The organism is Streptomyces sp. NPDC048057 (genome assembly GCF_040653095.1).
Taxonomy (GTDB): domain Bacteria; phylum Actinomycetota; class Actinomycetes; order Streptomycetales; family Streptomycetaceae; genus Streptomyces.
Map to the genome: position 1 here is coordinate 177,902 of NZ_JBEZNF010000006.1, position 16,549 is coordinate 194,450.

A 16,549-nucleotide genomic window follows, 5' to 3' on the forward strand; every position below is an offset into this window, starting at 1 on the left:
CCTACGGACCCGAACAAGAAAACTCCGCCGTTGACTCCGTACAGTCTCCGGACGTTTCTCCTGTGAGGCTCGTACATAAGGGTGTGGCGCACTACCCCTACTGCCAGGCTAGGGGGAGTTTTGTTTGTGGGGTGCCCACAAGGCGTTCAGCGCAGCGTCACCTCGCAGCGACGGCCTGCACCCGCGGTCCCCCCGTTCAGCCGCAGCCGAATGGCCCCGCCGGTGGCGAGCACCTCGATGTCGGGGTCGACGGAGGTGACCGCGCGCACGGGGCGGTGCCAGGTGATCTCCACCGGGCGGCCGGTGCGCGCGGGGTCGCTCAGGCACAGGGTGGCGGTGGTGGCGCGCGTGCGGACCAGCACGCTCGCCGGGGCGGATGCGCTGAGCGGGCCCGCGGCGCCGGCCCGCCAGAAGTTGGCGGCGGTCAGACCGCGGGAGCGCACCGCAACGGCCTGGTGGGCCGCGCTGTTGTCGAGGACGGTCAGCCAGTGCCGGTCCGCGGCGCGGGCGGCGACCCGTGCGGGGCCGGCGCCGGGCATCAGGAGGTAGGTGTAGCGGGCGTCCTCGGGGTCGGTGCCGTGGTCCAGATAGAGGGTCTGGTAACGGCGGGTGACCTGCTCGGTGGAGCTGGTGGTGTTGATGTCGCGCCAGGCGCCGGTGCGGTCCTCGCGCAGGGTCCGCAGCCGGCCGGTGCCTTCGGCCAGGACCCAGCCGCCGTGTCCCTCCAGATGGGCCCAGCGCCGGCCGCGGAGCAGCCGGGCCCGGCCGCCCTCGCCGAGGTTGCGGTTGTCGACGACCGTCTCCACGGCCGTGCCGTCGGTGCAGGTGATGCCGGCGCCGAGGCAGACGACCGCGTCGTCGAGGAAGAACCAGGACTTGTGCGCGACAAGGGTGGAGCCGAGCCCCATGAGGTGCTGTCCGACGGCCGCGTACGTCCCGTCGCTGACCCCGCCGACCCAGCGGGCGGCGGGCCTGGGCTCGCCCCACTCGCCGCCCTCGCGGTCGGCGAGCCGTCGGGTCGACACGGTGGTGCCGGGCAGCCGGTACGGGTCGACGGTCGGCCAGAACCAGTCGGTGTACTGGTCGCCGTGGGCGCCCCGGGGCCACCAGGTGAGCATCCCGGCCCCGGTGTGCCAGCCGCGCGGGTGCTCGCCGTTGCCGCACTCGTAGTACGCGATGCGGTCGGAGCACATCGCGAGGTTGGCGCTCCAGCCGGGGCGGCGGTGGACTGCCCGGTCCATGGCGGCGAAGAGCGTGTGGCCCACGGGCTCGGGCGCGGCGGGCCCGGGCGTCGCGGCGACCGCGTGCAGCCGGGCGAGGTCGGCCACCCCGTACTGGGGGGAGGTGAGGACGGGCAGGGTGGTGTCCCGGGCGATCCACCCCTTGATCCGGGCGTGCCAGCGCTCGCGTTCGGCCGGGCTCGCCGCCTGGGCGAGGAGCGCGATCGCGGCGATCGCGGCGTGGCCGTGGAAGTGGTCGCTGCGCATGACCCGGCGGTCGTCGCCCCGCAGCAGCCCCCGACTCACGGCGCGACCGCTGACGCTGTCCATCATCAGCCCGTCGAGGATCAGGGGTGCGTACGCGCGCTCGACGGCGTCGAGCACGATCTGCCGGGCCGGGTCGGTGACCTGCCAGGGGGAGTCGGCGAGGAGGGCGAGGAGCCGGCCGAGGCCGTCGAGCAGCACCTGTCCGTACGTGCCGGTGTAGGCGACCCGGGTGTGCTGGACGAAGGAGCCGTCGACGTAGAGGCCGTCGCCGCTGGTGACGTACGGGAAGACGGGCGAGAGCGCGTCCCGGGCGAGGGCGATCTTCTCGGGGGCGCGGCCCAGGACGCCGCGCAGGGCGACGGAGCGGCACAGGTCGACGCGGTTGGCGCCGGTGGAGGTGCCGGAGTAGTCGCGCAGGGCGGAGTCGGGGACGAAGTGGTCGACGGCGGCGCAGGCGGCGGCGCGCTGGGCGGGGGTGAGGTGGTCGTGCACCGCGGCGACCACGTCCATCAGCAGGCGGGGGCTGCCGATCTGCCACTCCCACCAGTTGCCGTGACGGGTGGTGCCGGGGTGGTACACGGTGGCGGCGAGGTGGTCGAGGCCGCGGAGGGTGTCGGCAAGCAGCCCCGGGTCGGCCTCGGGTCGGTACGCGTACGCCTGGGCCATCGTCCACAGCCGGCCGTAACTGCGGGTGATCCCGGCGGGCGGGTCGTACGGGCAGTCCGGCCAGAGCGAGCCGGGTGCGGGGGCCATGGTCGCGCGGACGGCGGCGGCCAGTCGGGCGGTTTCGGCGAGGCGGGCGGCGTAGGGCTCGGCGGCGGGGTCGTATCCGGTGCCGAGGGCGATGGCGAGCCAGCGGCGGCGGAGGGTGTCGTACGGGTCGGCCGTCCCGGCGCGCGCCGGGTCCGGGGCCAGGGCGGGTAAGGCGAGGGTGAGGGCGCCGGCGCCGGACGCGCCCATGAAGACGCGGCGGGACCAGGCTGAGGACGGGGTCACGTACACCTCCCGAAACGGTGGTGGCACTGCGGACACGGGCCCGGCTGCCGAGACAAGCACGACGTCACCGGGCCTTCAAGGGCCGCGGCGCAGATACTGAAAGCGCTTGCCCACCGGCGCCCCGCCCGTTCACCCGTGAGGAGTCGTTTCGGGCCACCACCCGAGAAGAAGTTGAACTTTCAACCTCAAGGGTCTACAGTCCTCATCGTTGAACATTGAACCATCCCCGTCCCCCCAAGGAGTTCGTCATGGGCATCTTCAACCGCAAGTCCGACGCCGCCGCCCCCGTGGACCCCGCCCTCGCGGCCCTCTCGGGTGACTACACGATCGACCCGGCGCACAGCAGCATCGGCTTCACCGTGCGGCACGCGATGGTGACCAACGTCCGCGGTGCCTTCGACGAGTACGACGGCAAGCTGTCCCTGAACGGCGCCGACCCGGCCTCCTCCTCGGCCAGCATCGACGTCAAGATCGCCAGCATCGACACCGCCAACGCGGACCGCGACAACCACCTGCGCAGCGCCGACTTCTTCGACGCCGAGAACTTCCCCACCATGACCTTCCGCTCCACCCGCGCCGAAGAGGCCGGCGGCGGCACCTACCGGATCATCGGGGACCTGACCATCAAGGACGTCACCCGTCCGCTCACCATCGACCTGGAGTTCAACGGCTCCGCCAAGGACGCCTTCGGCAACGAGCGCGTCGGCTTCGAGGGCGGCGCCACCATCCTGCGCTCCGACTGGGGCCTGACCTGGAACGCCGCGGTGGAGACCGGCGGCGTCATGGTCAGCGACAAGGTCAAGCTGAACTTCGACATCTCCGCCATCAAGAACACCTGACGGCGCGCCGCACCCGGCGGACGTCCTCTTCGGGCCCGGCCGCGGACCGGGCGGACGGAGCGACCCCTTCCACCGCCAGGTACGCCTCGACGGTCACGTCGCCGTCGAGGCGCCCGGCCCGCTCCCAGGCCAGCATCCGGTGCAGCCCGTCCAGGTGGATCAGTCCCTCCACGGCTTCGAGCCGCTCGTAGTCGGGGCCCGGCACGGGCCGGGCGGAGAGATAGACCGGGCTCATCGGCGCCCGCGCGTGGTGCTCCAGCTTGGCGGCACAGCGCGGATTGCCGTGCAGGTACGGCTCGCCCAACTCGTGCAGCCGCGCGATGGCCGTGGCCACCGTCATGCCGGTGGGCGGGATCAGCTCGTGCTCGCCGTACTCACCCGTGTGCCAGGGCAGCACGACCTCCAGGACATCGGCGCGCTCCAGCGCGACGCGGTGCCAGCGACCGAGGACGAGCTGTGCCTGGCACAGGTTCTCCTCGGCGTCGTCGTTGGTGTTGTCCTCGTCCTCCACGCCCTCCCTCACGTGCGGATGCTCTTTCACGAAGTCCCTCAGGACCTGCTCGAACGGGACGGTGGCGAGGATCCTCATCGGGGGGCCTTTGTTCGTGGGGGCGGGATGCGCGGGGGCGGAAGGGGAACCTATCCGACGGCCCAGGGGTGCATGCCTGTCACCCGCACGATGACCGACGCGTGACGCCTTGGCCGGATCGGCGCCGGGCGGTCCGCGCACCGGTGGTGTCCGTGAATCCGTCCCGGGTCGGGCACGGCGTTCAGAAGCCGCCCCCGAAGTCCCCGCCGCCGAAGTCTCCGCCGCCACCGCCGAAGTCCGACGCGCCGAAGTCGGAGCCGGAGACGTCACCGCTGCCGAAGTCGCCGCCGCCGTACTCCGCGGCGTACGCGGGCGACGACAGCATTCCGCCCAGCATCGTGCCCACCAGCAGCGCGGGCAGCAGGCCGCCGGCGAAGTAGCCGCCGGCCCAGGGGCCGTAGGCCGGACCCGCCTCCCAGTACGGCCGGCGCCCGGTCTCCGTCTGAACCGTCCGTGCCATCGGGTCCAGACCGTCCTCCAGCCGGGCCGCGTCCGCCGCGCACACCGGCACCTGCCGGGAGAGCCCGCCGGTCGGCATCCAGTCCACGTCGGTGACGGACGGGCCGTGGCGGGGGTCGAAGAAGCACGGCGGACGGCGCTCGGGCAGCTCCCGGCCGGTGCGGCGGGCGTCCAGGACGGCCAGGCTGAAGCGGCCGTCCGCCAACTCCCCCGTCACCGCCCGCACGTCCGAGGGCCGCTCGGCCGAGCCCATCAGGGACTTCGCCCGTTCGTACGCGTCCAGCGCCCGCTCGTAGTCGGCGCGCATCGCGTCGTCCGCGCCCGGCTCCGCGGGGTGGAAGTCCAGCCGGTCCAGTTCCTCGCCGTACGCCGTGATGTCCTCATCGACGACCACGCGCAGCTTGTCGAGCGCGGCCCGCTCCTCCGCGGCCTTGCGGCGGCGGTTGCGCTGGACGACGGCGAACGTGCCCGCGGCGCCCGCGGCCAGCAGCGCGCCGAAGGCGATCAGCGCCCCGGTGTTCATGCTGCCGTCGCCCGCGGCGGCCCAGGAGGCGGGGGCGCTGCCCCGCATCTGCGGGAGCGCCTGGTCGGCGAAGGCGTTCAGCTGCGCGGCGGCGTCCGCGCCGGCCGGCGTCTTCACCGCGGTGACCAGGGACTGCACCTGCTGCGCGGGCATCACGGTGCCGTCGGCGCCGGCGTTGAAGCCGTCGCCGAGGCGGACCGCGTACAGGCCCGCGACGCCGGTGTCGGCGCGCAGGGTGGCGAGGACGGAGTCCGCGGGGAAGTCCGGGGTGTTCGGCAGCACGGCGACGAACAGCGGCTTGTCCGCGTCCCTGATCTTGTCGGCGAGGGCCTTCGCGTCGCCCGCGGACAGTTGGTCAAAGGCGCGCGGATCGACGTACACGGGGCCGTTGCGCAGTGCCTCGGCCACCGTCTTCGGGCCGAGGGCCGGCGCCTCGGCCACCACGCGCGCCTCGGCGGCGGACGGCGGGCCGGGGTCCGCGAGCGCCCCGGGCGCCGCCGCGAAGCCGAAGCCGAGCAGCGCCGCCAGCACGCCCACGAGTGCGGAGGGGAGCCTGATGCTCATACCTCGACGCTACCCGAAAGGGTGATAGCGAACCTTTCGGGCAGCGAGCGGTGCGGCGGGCCCGACGGGCGGGCCCGCGCGGCTCACTCGGCGGGCTCGACGCCCGCCCGCAGCAGCCCGTAGGTGTACGCGTCCTCCAGCGCCTGCCAGGACGCGGCGATGACGTTGTCCGCCACGCCCACCGTCGACCACTCCCCCGCGCCGTCACCCGTGGTGATCAGCACCCGGGTGGTGGACTCGGTGCCGTGCCGCCCTTCGAGGATGCGGACCTTGTAGTCCACCAGCTCCAACTTGGCGAGCTGCGGGTAGAAGCGCTCCAGGCCGACCCGCATCGCCCTGTCCAGGGCGTTCACCGGGCCGTTGCCCTCGGCGGTGGCGACGATGCGCTCGCCCTTGGCCCACAGCTTGACGGTGGCCTCGTTGGCGTGGGAACCGTCGGGGCGGTCCTCGACGATGGCCCGCCAGGACTCGGTGCGGAAGTAGCGGCGCGCCCGGCCCTCGGCCTCGGCGCGCAGCAGCAGCTCGAAGGAGGCGTCGGCGGCTTCGTACGTGTACCCCTTGAGCTCGCGCTCCTTCACCCGCGCCACGACCCGGCCGACCAGCTCGCGGTCGTCGCCGAGGTCGATGCCCAGCTCCCGGCCCTTGAGCTCGATGGACGCCCGGCCCGCCATGTCGGAGACCAGCATCCGCATGGTGTTGCCGACCCGCTCGGGGTCGATGTGCTGGTACAGGTCCGGGTCGACCTTGATCGCGGAGGCGTGCAGCCCGGCCTTGTGCGCGAACGCGGACAGGCCCACGTACGGCTGGTGCGTGGAGGGGGTGAGGTTCACGACCTCGGCGATCGCGTGCGAGATCCGGGTCATGTCGGCGAGCGCGCCCTCGGGCAGGACCTGCTTGCCGTACTTCAGCTCCAGCGCGGCGACGACGGGGAACAGGTTGGCGTTGCCGACGCGCTCGCCGTAGCCGTTCGCCGTGCACTGCACGTGGGTGGCGCCGGCGTCCACCGCGGCGAGCGTGTTGGCGACGGCGCAGCCGGTGTCGTCCTGCGCGTGGATGCCGAGCCGGGCCCCGGTGTCCGCGAGCACGGTCGCCACCACGGCCTGGACCTGCGCGGGCAGCATGCCGCCGTTGGTGTCGCAGAGGATCACCACGTCCGCGCCCGCCTCGGCCGCGGTGCGGACCACGGCCTTGGCGTACGCGGGGTTGGCCCGGTAGCCGTCGAAGAAGTGCTCGCAGTCCAGGAACACCCGCCGGCCCTGCTCGCGCAGGTGGGAGACGGTGTCCCGGACCATCTCCAGGTTCTCCTCCAGGGTGGTGCGCAGCGCCAGCTCCACGTGCCGGTCGTGCGACTTGGCGACCAGCGTGATCACGGGCGCGCCGGACGCGAGCAGGGCCTGGACCTGGGGGTCCTCGGCGGCGGTGGCGCCGGCGCGGCGGGTCGCGCCGAAGGCGACGAGTTGCGCGTTCTTGAAGCTGATCTCCTGCTGGGCCCGGGCGAAGAACTCCGTGTCCCGGGGGTTCGCCCCCGGCCATCCCCCCTCGATGAACCCCACGCCGAAGTCGTCCAGGTGCCGGGCGATGGTCAGCTTGTCGGCGACGGTGAGGTTGATGCCCTCGCGCTGGGCACCGTCGCGGAGGGTGGTGTCGAAGACGTGGAAGCTGTCGTCCGTCGTCGGCCTCGACGACGGCTTCGGCGCTGGCTTCGGCTGGGTGTTCATGGCTTGTGCTGCTCCTGTCGGATGGGCGGGTCCCGGAATGACTGGATCCACTTGCCCCTATCCTCTCGCGCAGGGCGCCTCCGGCGGGGGTGGGGCCGGGGCGCGGACGCTGCGGAAAAGAAAAAACCCCTCGCGGGTGCGAGAGGTCTGCGCGCGGGTCTGGGGCACGGTGGCACGGCGTACGGATGGTGACGTACGGGGTGTCACGGCGGACCGGCGCGCCTGCCGATAATCATGGCGAGGGTAGGCACGGTCGCATCCTGCCACACGCCTCCGGCGGGGGTGGCGGAGTCTCACCATCCGGGACGCCGATCTCGACCCCTGCACCCCGGGGCCGGGGCACGCCTGCCCGTGCCTCGCCGTGCCTGGCGAGACCGCGGATTCCCTGCGGGACCGTTGGCCGCTGCGGCTGGTGCTGGGCTGTTCGCGCAGTTCCCCGCGCCCCTGGTCGCCTGCGGCGTGGGCTCGACCTGCACGGTCGTAGCCCCTCCGGGCGAAGCCCGGGGCACCAATAGGGGCGCGGGGGACTGCGCGACAAGCCACCGTGGGGCCGCGCAGGGCAATGCTCCCGCAGGGGAACGGCGGGTATGGCAGGAGCGCCGGGGGCCCGTACCCCAGGGCGCGGAGTTGCGTGGGCAACCCACCGCGGCGCGAGCGCAGTCGCGGGTCAGGGCGACGGGACCCGGGAGGAATCCGCGGCGGCGGGCGACTGAGGCGACGCACGGCCCACCGACTTCAGATCGATGTCGCGCGTTTCGCGCATCGTCAGGTACACCACCAACGACACCGCCGCGCACCCCGCGACGTACCAGTAGTACCCGGACTCGACCCCCGCGTCCTTGAACCAGAGCGCCACGTACTCCGCCGTTCCGCCGAACAGCGCGTTGGCGATCGCGTACGGCAGCGCCACGCCCAGCGCCCGCACCCCCGTCGGGAACAGCTCCGCCTTCACGCACGCGTTGATGGAGGTGTAGCCGGTGATGACCACCAGCGCCAGCAGCGAGAGGCCGAACGCCGGCCAGAAGGAGCCGGCGTGCTGGAGCAGGGTCATGATCGGGACGGTGAGGAACGTGGAGCCCAGCGCGAAGGTGATCAGCAGGGGGCGGCGCCCCACCCGGTCCGACAGCGCGCCCGCGAGCGGCTGGAGGCAGGCGAAGACGATCAGCGCGCAGAAGGAGACCAGCGTCGCCGTCTGCTTCGACAGGCCAGCGGAGTTGGAGAGGTACTTCGTCAGATAGGTGGTGTACGTGTAGTACGCGACCGTGCCGCCCATCGTCAGCGCGATCACCAGGACCGCTTCCCGCTTGTGCGCGAGCAGCGCCTTGATGGTGCCCTTCTCCCGCTCGGGGGTGGCTTCGTCGTCCTCCTCGTACACCTCCGTCTCCAGCATGTTGCGCCGCAGGTAGAAGACGACCGCGGCGCCCAGCGCGCCGATGATGAAGGGGATGCGCCAGCCCCAACTGTGCAGTGCTTCGTCGGACATGGTGCGCTGGAGGATGATCTGGAGACCGAGGCCCAGGATCTGACCGACGGTCATGGAGACGTACTGGAAGCTGGAGGCGAGGCCGCGGCGGCCGGGTGCGGACGCCTCGGTGAGGTAGGTCGCACTGGCCGCGTACTCGCCGCCGACGGAGAGCCCTTGGAGGAGTCGGGCGACCAGCAGGACGGCCGCGCCGCCGTAGCCGGCGACCGAGTACGTCGGGGCGACGGCGATGAGCACGGCGGACGCGGACATCAGGGTGACGGTGAGCGTCAGCGCCGCCTTGCGGCCCTTGCGGTCGCCGACCCGGCCGAGCAGCCAGCCGCCGACCGGCCGCATGAAGAAGCCGACGGCGAAGATGCCGGCGGTGTTCATGAGCTTGGCGGTCTCGTTCCCGTCGGGGAAGAACGCGCCCGCGAAGTACGTGGCGAAGCTGGCGTACACGAACCAGTCGAACCACTCGACCATGTTCCCGGCGGAGCCGACCCAGATCTTCTTCCAGTGCTCTCGTCCCATGGGCGAAAACCGTGCCGGAGGCCCGTCGGCAGCGACAAGGGTTGCATCGGCAACGATCGGGAGTACTTGCGTGCGTTGCGTTCCCGCCGCGGGGCTCAGGGGGCGTCGGTGCGCAGCAGCGAGTCGCCGAGGAAGTCGGCCACGTGCGCGAGGGCACCGGCGCGGTCCGCGCCCGGCAGCCCCACCGCCACGTGCACGCTGAGTCCGTCCAGCAGCGCCCGCAGCCGGGTCGCGTACCGGTCCGGCTGCACCGCGCGGAACTCGCCCTGCGCGACGCCCTCGACGAGCAGGGCGACCAGGTCCCGGTGCCAGGCACCCTCGATGGCGGCCTGGCGGGCGCGGGCCGCGTCGTCCGCGTACGCCGAGCGGTTCCACACCTCCAGCCACAGCGTCCAGTGCGGGTCGCGCGGTGCCTCGGGCAGATAGAGCCGTACGTAGGAGTCGAGCCGTGCGGCGGCCGGCGCGGGGCGGGACAGCAGTTCGCCGCGCTCCGCGCCGAGGCGGCCCTCGCTCCACTCCAGGGTGCGCAGCAGCAACTCGTCCTTGGTGCCGAAGTAGTACAGGAGGTGGCCGCTGCTCATACCGACGTCCCGGCCGAGGCCCGCCATGGTCAGGGCGTCCAACCCGCGCTCGGCGATGGTGTCCATGGCGGCGCGGAGCACGGCCTCGCGGGGCGGCGCGACATTGCGCCGCCGGGCGGGTGGGGTCATACGGGGCTCGGCCCTTTCTCGGGACGTCCGGCGGCGTGCGGCCCCTGCCGGCCGCCGGGGCGCCGGCAGGGGATTCATCCGTACGTTCTACCGGATCCCCGGAGTGCGCCTGGTGGAGGAGGTCCGACGGGTGAGCTGGGTGATGTCGGACGGGGGCACCGGGTCGGACGGGGAGAGCGGCAGGTTCTCGTAGAGGTCCTGGACGCAGGGGTCGTGCAGGTACTCGTCGAGCAGCGAACGCAGGCCCATCACGTCCCCGCCCACCTCGATGTGCTCCAGCGAGCGACAGGCGTAGCCGCACGCCTCGTACTCCTCGCCCTCGGCGGCCTCGATCGCCGCCAGGCCCAGGTAGACCATGGAGCGCTGGCCGTGGTCCTCGGTGCTGAGGTGGGTCATCGCGTACAGCAGGGTCCGACGGGCCTGGGCGGTCAGCCCGGCCTGGAGTTGGATCCGGCCCTTGAAGACGCCGAGCAGGGCGGGGGTGAACCAGTCCAGCCAGGCCGGGGCCGTGGCGACGTCCGCCGCGTGCAGGACGGCCTCGGCCCCGTCGACCAGGTGCAGGGCCCTGGCGTTCTCCCCGGCGCGGGCGACCCGTTCGGCCTCTATCAGATCCAGCCAGGCGTTGAGGTGGTCGTTCGGCGTACCGCGCGAGGCGAGGGCGCGCGCCTCCGTGAGGACGTCGGTGGCGGCCACGGCTCCCGGCCAGCCCGGCACCAGCGCCGCGTGGCCGACGGCGGCGGCGGCGAGCTGCGGATCGCCGCCCAACTCGGCCGATTCCCGGGCCTCGCGGAAGTCGACGTCCGCTCCCGACGGGTCCTGGAGTCCGAGGAGGCGAACGCGTCCGGCCAGCACCAGGCTCTCGGCGAGCGCCACGGCGAGCGTGCGCCGCTGCTCGCCCCCGACCCCGGTCATGAGCTTTCTGCCCTGGGCCGCGTGGTCGCTCAGTACGCCCAGCAACTCGGCCGGGTCGGTGGTCCAGTACTGCGACCGGTACATCCGGGTGTCCGCCTCGAAGTAGGCGACCTCCGATTCACCGGCCTCGCCCTGGACCTCGTCTGCGGTCGGGGACATGCGAGCTTCACCTCCGGAGCGGACGGCCGAACGACGCTGGCGGGGCCGTCATCGGTCAATTGTCCCCCGAATTCCGCCCGACCGCGGGCTGCTGCTGGGTGATGCAATGGATTCCGCCACCCCCGGCGAAGATCGTCCGGGCGTCGACCAGGGTCACCTCGCGGTCGGGGTAGAGCCGGCGGAAGATCTGCGCCGCCTCCTCGTCCCGGGGGTCGTCGAAGGCGCAGAGCACCACTCCCCCGTTGCACACGTAGTGGTTGATGTACGAGTAGTCGGCCCAGCCGCCGTCCTCGTCGTGCAGGGCGGTGGGCGCCGGGACCTCGACGACCTCGATCGGGCGGCCCTTGGCGTCGGTCTGGGCACGCAGGAAGGCCACGTTCTCGGCGCAGGGTTCGTGGTCGGGGTGGGCCGGATCGGGCTGGGTGTGGGCGACGATCACCCCGGGTCCGGCGAAGGCGGCGACGATGTCGACGTGGCCGAGGGTGCCGTAGCCGTTGGTGGGGGTCTCGCCCCGGCCGGCCGGCGGCGCGGGGTAGTCGGCGGTCAGCCCGCGGCGCAGCCAGATCGCCTTGGTGGTCCCGAGTTTGGCGTGGATCTCGGCCTCGACCTGCTCCTTGGTCCAGCCGGGATTGCGCTCGGGGCCGAGTTGGACGGTCTCGGTGAGCAGGACGGTGCCCTCGCCGTCGACGTGGATGCCGCCGCCCTCGTTGACCAGCGGGGAGGCGTGCACGGGGGCGCCGACGAGATCGGCGACCGCGCGGGCGATCTTCGCGTCGTGCTCCCAGCGTGCCCACGGCTGGGCGCCCCAGCCGTTGAACACCCAGTCCACGGCGGTCAGTCGGGTGCCGTCGGTGACGAACGTCGGGCCGATGTCCCGCATCCAGGCGTCGTCGAGGGCGCGCTCGACGACGTCCACGTCGGGGCCGAGGAGGCTCCGGGCGTGCGCGCGCTGGCCGGGGCCGACGACCACCGTCACCGGTTCGTGGCGGCGTACGGCGCGGGCGACGGCGGCCCAGGCGCGCCGCGACTCCTCCAGGTCGTCGCCGGTGAAGGTGGCGTTCGGGACGGGCCAGGCCATCCAGGTGCGCTCGTGCGGGGCCCACTCGGGCGGCATGCGGAACACGGCGTAACTCCAAAGGGGTCAGAGGAAGTAGAGGCGGTTCAGGGAGACCGATTCGGCCGGCTCCGAACGGATCGGGGCGCCGTCCAGGGTCACCAGACCGGTGCGGCCGTCCACCCCGACGTCCCCGGTGCGGGAGTTCAGCAGCAGGTCGGCGGGGCCGATGCCGCGGGTGCCGCGGACGGCGACGCGACGGCGGCGGGTGGGCAGCCGGTCGCCGCCGACGTCGATCGCGGCCCGGGCCACGAACGCCACGGACAGTTCGGCCGGAGTGGCGCCGTGCGCGCCGAACTGCGGCCCGAGGACCAGGGGTTCGCAGGTGTCGGTGGCCGCGTTCGGATCGCCCGTCACCCCGTACGCCGGGAAGCCGGCCTTCAGTACGAGCTGCGGCTTCGCGCCGAAGTAGCGCGGGTGCCACAGCACGACGTCGGCGAGCTTCCCGGTCTCGATGGAGCCGATCTCGTGGGCGAGGCCGTGGGCGATGGCCGGGTTGACGGTGAGCTTGGCGAGGTAGCGCAGCACGCGCGCGTTGTCGTCGTGGGGGCCGTCGCCCTCCAGCGGGCCGAGTTCGGCCTTCATCTTGCCCGCCATCGCGAAGGTGCGGCGCACGGTCTCGCCCGCCCGGCCCATGCCCTGGGCGTCGGACGAGGTGATGCCGATCGCCCCCAGGTCGTGCAGCACGTCCTCCGCGCCCATGGTGCCGGCGCGGATGCGGTCGCGCGCCATGGCGGCGTCGCCGGGCAGGTCGGTCTTGAGGTCGTGGACGGAGACGATCATGCCGTAGTGCTCGGCGACGGCGTCCCGGCCGAAGGGCAGGGTGGGGTTGGTGGAGGAGCCGATCACGTTCGGCACCCCGGCCATCTTCAGCACGTTGGGCACGTGGCCGCCGCCGCAGCCCTCGATGTGGAAGGCGTGGATCGTACGGCCGTCCAGCACCCGCAGGGTGTCCTCCACCGACAGGCACTCGTTCAGCCCGTCGCTGTGCAGCGCGACCTGGACGTCGTGTTCGTCGGCGACGCGCAGCGCGGTGTCCAGGGCGCGGGTGTGGGCGCCCATGTCCTCGTGCACCTTGAAGCCCGAGGCGCCGCCCTCAGCGAGGGCTTCGACGAGGGGCGCGGGGTGGGAGGACGAGCCGCGGGCGAGGAAGCCGATGTTCACCGGCCAGGCGTCGAAGGCGCCGAAGGCGCGTTGGAGCGCCCAGGGCGAGTTGACGCCGACGCCCCACACCGGGCCGAACTCCTGGCCGATGACCGTGGTCACCCCGGAGGCCAGGGACGCCTCCATGATGCGCGGGGAGAGCAGGTGGACGTGGGTGTCCACGGCGCCGGCGGTGGCGATCAGCCCTTCGCCGGAGACGATCGTGGTGCCGGTGCCGGTGACGACGTCCACACCGTGCAGGGTGTCCGGGTTCCCGGCCCGCCCGATGCCGGCGATCCGGCCCTCCCGGATGCCGATGGACACCTTGCGGATGCCCAGCACAGCGTCGATGACCAGGACGTTGCTGATGACGACGTCGCACGTCTCGCGGACGGCGGCGGCCTTGAGGTGCAGCCCGTCCCGGGCGGTCTTGCCGAAGCCGGCGAGGAACTCGTCACCGGGGTGCTGGGAGTCGGACTCGACGCGCACGACGAGTCCGGTGTCGCCGAGGACGACCCGGTCACCGGCGCGCGGGCCGTGCACGGAGGCGTACTCGTACGGGTCGATCCCCCGGCCGGTCCCGCTCCCGCCCGGGCGGTGGTCGTCCCGGCCGTGGTCGTGGCGCCCGCTCATCGCTCCGCTCCCAGATAGCCGCAGGCCGCCGCCTTCCGCAGCGCCTCCTCCTTGGCGCCCGGGGCGTCCAGGGGCCCGTCCACCAGCCCGGCGAAGCCGATCGCCACGCGGTCGCCGCCGATGGGGACGAGCCCGACGTCGCCCTGCCCGCCGGCGTCGAAGCGCACGGAGGAGCCCGCCGGTACGCACAGCCGCATGCCGTACGCCGCCGAGCGGTCGAAGTCGAGGCGCGGATTGGCCTCGAAGAAGTGGAAGTGCGAGGTGACGCTGACGGGGACGGCGGCGGTGTTGCGCACGGGGAGCACCACGGCGGGCGCCGGCTCGGGCGCGGCGGGGCCGGGCAGGATCGCGCCGGGCGCGGCGGGGCCGAGACCGCCGCCCGCGATGGGGTCGGAGACCACGGCCAGCCGGGACCCGTCGTCGAAGACGGCCTCCACGTGCACCTCGGTCACCACGTCCGCGACGCCGGGCAGCACGTCGTCCGGACCGAGCACGGACCGGGCCGCCTGGATGGCCTCGGCCAGCCGTCGGCCGTCCCGTGCGGCCTCGCACACCGTGTCCGCGATCAGCGCGGTGGCCTCGGGCACGTTGAGCCGCAGTCCGCGCGCACGGCGCGCCCGGGCCAGTTCCGCGGCGCTGAAGAGCAGCAGCCGGTCCCGTTCCGTGGGGGTCAGTCGCATCCCGCCACACACCTCCTTTTAGAGCGTCACTCTAAAAGCTGGACGCACGGAAGAGAAGGACCACCGGGCCCTTTTTCGAGCAGCGCTCAAAAACTGCGGCGTCAGTCGACGGTCCGGCCGAGGTAGGCGGCGTAGTACGCGATCGCCCGGCCGAACTCCCGCACGGTGGGATCCTCGCTGGTGGTCGCGACGAGTTCGAGGAGCAGCCGTACGGACTCCTCGTACCGCCCCGTGTTGTGGAGGGCCATGGCCCAGAACGCCCGCAGCCCGCCGTGGTCCGGGAACTCGGCGACGGCTTCCCGCAGCGTGGCCTCCGCCTCCTCGTACCGACCGAGCACCCGGTAGGTGCTGCCGAGTCCGAGCAGGGCCTCGCAGCGGTCGGCGGGGGTGAGCCCGTCGCCCGCCAGAGCGCGGCGGTAGTGGGGCACCGCCTCGGCCTCCCGTTCCAGGACGTCGTGCGCCCAGGCGGTCTGGTACGCCACCTCGGCGTCCTCCGGCCACCGGCGGGAGAGCACGAGGAGTCGCTGGCGGGCCTCCTCCTGCGACGCCGGGTCGCCCCGCTCCCGCAGCCGGATCGCCTCCGCCAGCTCGGCGTCCCGCTCTGCCCGCCGTGGTCCTGGCGGTCGTGGTGACGCAGTCATGCCCCCGTCCTCGCGGCGCGAGGACGGGGGCATGACGCGGGCCCGGGATCCTCGGGGATCAGCCCAGCTCGTGCATCCAGCCGTGCCGGTCCTCCGCGACGCCCCGCTGGACGTCCAGCAGGCCCTCACGGAGCTTCATCGTGACCTCGCCGGGCGTGCCGTCGCCCTGGACCCACTCGGCGCCCTCGGACTTGACCCGGCCGACGGGGGTGATCACCGCGGCGGTGCCGCAGGCGAAGACCTCGGTGAGCGTGCCGTTCGCGGTGTCCCGCGCCCACTGCTCGGTGGAGATCCGGCCCTCCTCGGCCTCGTACCCGAAGTCCTCGGCGAGGGCGAGCAGCGAGTCACGGGTGATGCCGGCGAGCAGCGAGCCGGTCAGCTCGGGGGTGACGATCTTGTTCCCGTACACGAAGTACAGGTTCATCCCGCCCATCTCCTCGACCCACTTGTGCTCCAGGGCGTCCAGCCAGACGACCTGGTCGCAGCCCTTCTCGGCGGCTTCGGCCTGGGCGAGCAGCGAGGCGGCGTAGTTGCCGCCGGTCTTGGCGAAGCCCATGCCGCCGGGGACGGCGCGGACGTAGTTCTCCGAGAGCCAGACGGAGACCGGCTTGATGCCGCCGGGGAAGTAGGCGGCGGCGGGGCAGGCGATGACGACGAAGAGGTACTCCTTCGCCGGACGCACGCCGAGGCCGGCCTCGGCCGCGATCATGAACGGGCGCAGGTAGAGCGACTCCTCGCCGCCGTGCGCCGGGACCCACGCCTTGTCCGCCTGGACCAGGGCGTCGCAGGCGGCGACGAAGGTCTCGACCGGCAGCTCCGGCATCGCCAGCCGGCGCGCGGAGGTGCGGAAGCGCTCGGCGTTGGCCTGGGGGCGGAAGGTGGCGACGGAGCCGTCGGGACGGCGGTACGCCTTCAGCCCCTCGAAGATCTCCTGGGCGTAGTGCAGGGTCATGTTCGCCGGGTCGAGCGAGAGTGGCGCGTACGGCGTGAGCTGGGCGTCGTGCCAGCCCAGCCCCTCGCTCCACTTGATCGTCACCATGTGGTCGGTGAAGTGGCGGCCGAATCCGGGGTCGGCCAGGATCGCCGCGCGCTCGGCGTCGGAGAGCGGGTTCGAGGAGGGCTTCAACTCGATCGTGGGCGTCGTCATGGGTGCTGTGTCCTTCACCGTTGGTTGGTCGGACCGTGCACACGCCCGCTCGTGGTACTAGGACGTCCGAGCAATCCCGTGGGCCACGGCCCGGCTTCGATTATCGCTCCCGGGGGGCGTGCTCGAAACGGGTGGTACGGGGGGAATGTGCGGTCCGGGGTGCTGACTGGTCGAACAGTGCACCCGGGGCCGCGCAAGAGGAAGCCGCCGGGCGCTTGGCGACCCGGCGGCTTCGTGGT

General features: G+C 72.9%; 13 protein-coding genes. 1 reads left to right on the forward strand and 12 read right to left on the reverse strand.

The window, feature by feature from the left end; translation table 11 throughout:
- Positions 1–146 precede the first annotated feature (146 nt).
- A complete protein-coding gene (locus tag AB0E05_RS09010) occupies positions 147–2,447 on the reverse strand; it encodes a polysaccharide lyase 8 family protein (RefSeq protein WP_361961071.1) in 2,301 nt (766 codons plus the stop codon).
- Positions 2,448–2,731: 284 nt separating this feature from the next.
- On the opposite strand from AB0E05_RS09010, the gene AB0E05_RS09015 reads away from it, so the two are divergent.
- Positions 2,732–3,322 carry a YceI family protein gene (locus AB0E05_RS09015; protein WP_361960871.1) on the forward strand — a complete coding sequence of 197 codons (591 nt, stop codon included), beginning with the start codon at positions 2,732–2,734 and terminating at the stop codon, positions 3,320–3,322.
- On the opposite strand, the gene AB0E05_RS09020 is transcribed toward AB0E05_RS09015, so the two are convergent.
- The 11 genes from AB0E05_RS09020 to AB0E05_RS09070 all read right to left on the reverse strand — a co-directional run bounded on the left by AB0E05_RS09020 (position 3,309) and on the right by AB0E05_RS09070 (position 16,310).
- Positions 3,309–3,911, reverse strand: coding sequence for a DUF6309 family protein (locus tag AB0E05_RS09020; RefSeq protein WP_361960873.1), 603 nt, complete (start codon positions 3,909–3,911; stop codon positions 3,309–3,311). The two genes, AB0E05_RS09015 and AB0E05_RS09020, sit on opposite strands and share 14 nt — an antisense overlap.
- A 181-nt stretch (positions 3,912–4,092) precedes the next feature.
- Entirely contained in the window at positions 4,093–5,457 is a 1,365-nt protein-coding gene (locus tag AB0E05_RS09025; RefSeq protein WP_361960875.1) for a hypothetical protein, read from the reverse strand.
- An 83-nt stretch (positions 5,458–5,540) separates the two neighbouring features.
- A complete protein-coding gene (cimA, locus tag AB0E05_RS09030) occupies positions 5,541–7,175 on the reverse strand; it encodes a citramalate synthase (protein ID WP_361960877.1) in 1,635 nt (544 codons plus the stop codon).
- Between the two features lie 667 nt (positions 7,176–7,842).
- Positions 7,843–9,171, reverse strand: a complete 1,329-nt coding sequence (locus AB0E05_RS09035) for an MFS transporter (RefSeq protein WP_361960879.1) — start codon at positions 9,169–9,171, stop codon at positions 7,843–7,845.
- 95 nt (positions 9,172–9,266) lie between these two features.
- Positions 9,267–9,881 (reverse strand): TetR/AcrR family transcriptional regulator, encoded by a 615-nt coding sequence (locus AB0E05_RS09040; RefSeq protein WP_361960881.1) that lies wholly within the window; start codon positions 9,879–9,881, stop codon positions 9,267–9,269.
- A gap of 87 nt (positions 9,882–9,968) precedes the next feature.
- The gene (locus AB0E05_RS09045; protein WP_361960883.1) at positions 9,969–10,952 is read right to left on the reverse strand and encodes a transcriptional regulator; all 984 of its coding nucleotides are present in this window, start codon (positions 10,950–10,952) and stop codon (positions 9,969–9,971) included.
- 55 nt (positions 10,953–11,007) lie between these two features.
- Positions 11,008–12,066: an agmatine deiminase family protein gene (locus AB0E05_RS09050; RefSeq protein ID WP_361961073.1), complete on the reverse strand. Its 1,059-nt coding sequence runs from the start codon at positions 12,064–12,066 to the stop codon at positions 11,008–11,010.
- Between the two features lie 27 nt (positions 12,067–12,093).
- On the reverse strand, positions 12,094–13,842 hold the full coding sequence (locus AB0E05_RS09055) for an urease subunit alpha (RefSeq protein ID WP_361960885.1): 1,749 nt from the start codon (positions 13,840–13,842) through the stop codon (positions 12,094–12,096).
- On the reverse strand, positions 13,839–14,522 hold the full coding sequence (ureA, locus tag AB0E05_RS09060; protein ID WP_361960887.1) for an urease subunit gamma: 684 nt from the start codon (positions 14,520–14,522) through the stop codon (positions 13,839–13,841). Before ureA ends, AB0E05_RS09055 begins: the two co-directional genes overlap by 4 nt.
- A 101-nt stretch (positions 14,523–14,623) precedes the next feature.
- The gene (locus tag AB0E05_RS09065) at positions 14,624–15,163 is read right to left on the reverse strand and encodes a tetratricopeptide repeat protein (protein ID WP_361960889.1); all 540 of its coding nucleotides are present in this window, start codon (positions 15,161–15,163) and stop codon (positions 14,624–14,626) included.
- Between the two features lie 58 nt (positions 15,164–15,221).
- The gene (locus AB0E05_RS09070) at positions 15,222–16,310 is read right to left on the reverse strand and encodes a branched-chain amino acid aminotransferase (protein ID WP_361960891.1); all 1,089 of its coding nucleotides are present in this window, start codon (positions 16,308–16,310) and stop codon (positions 15,222–15,224) included.
- Positions 16,311–16,549 lie beyond the last annotated feature (239 nt).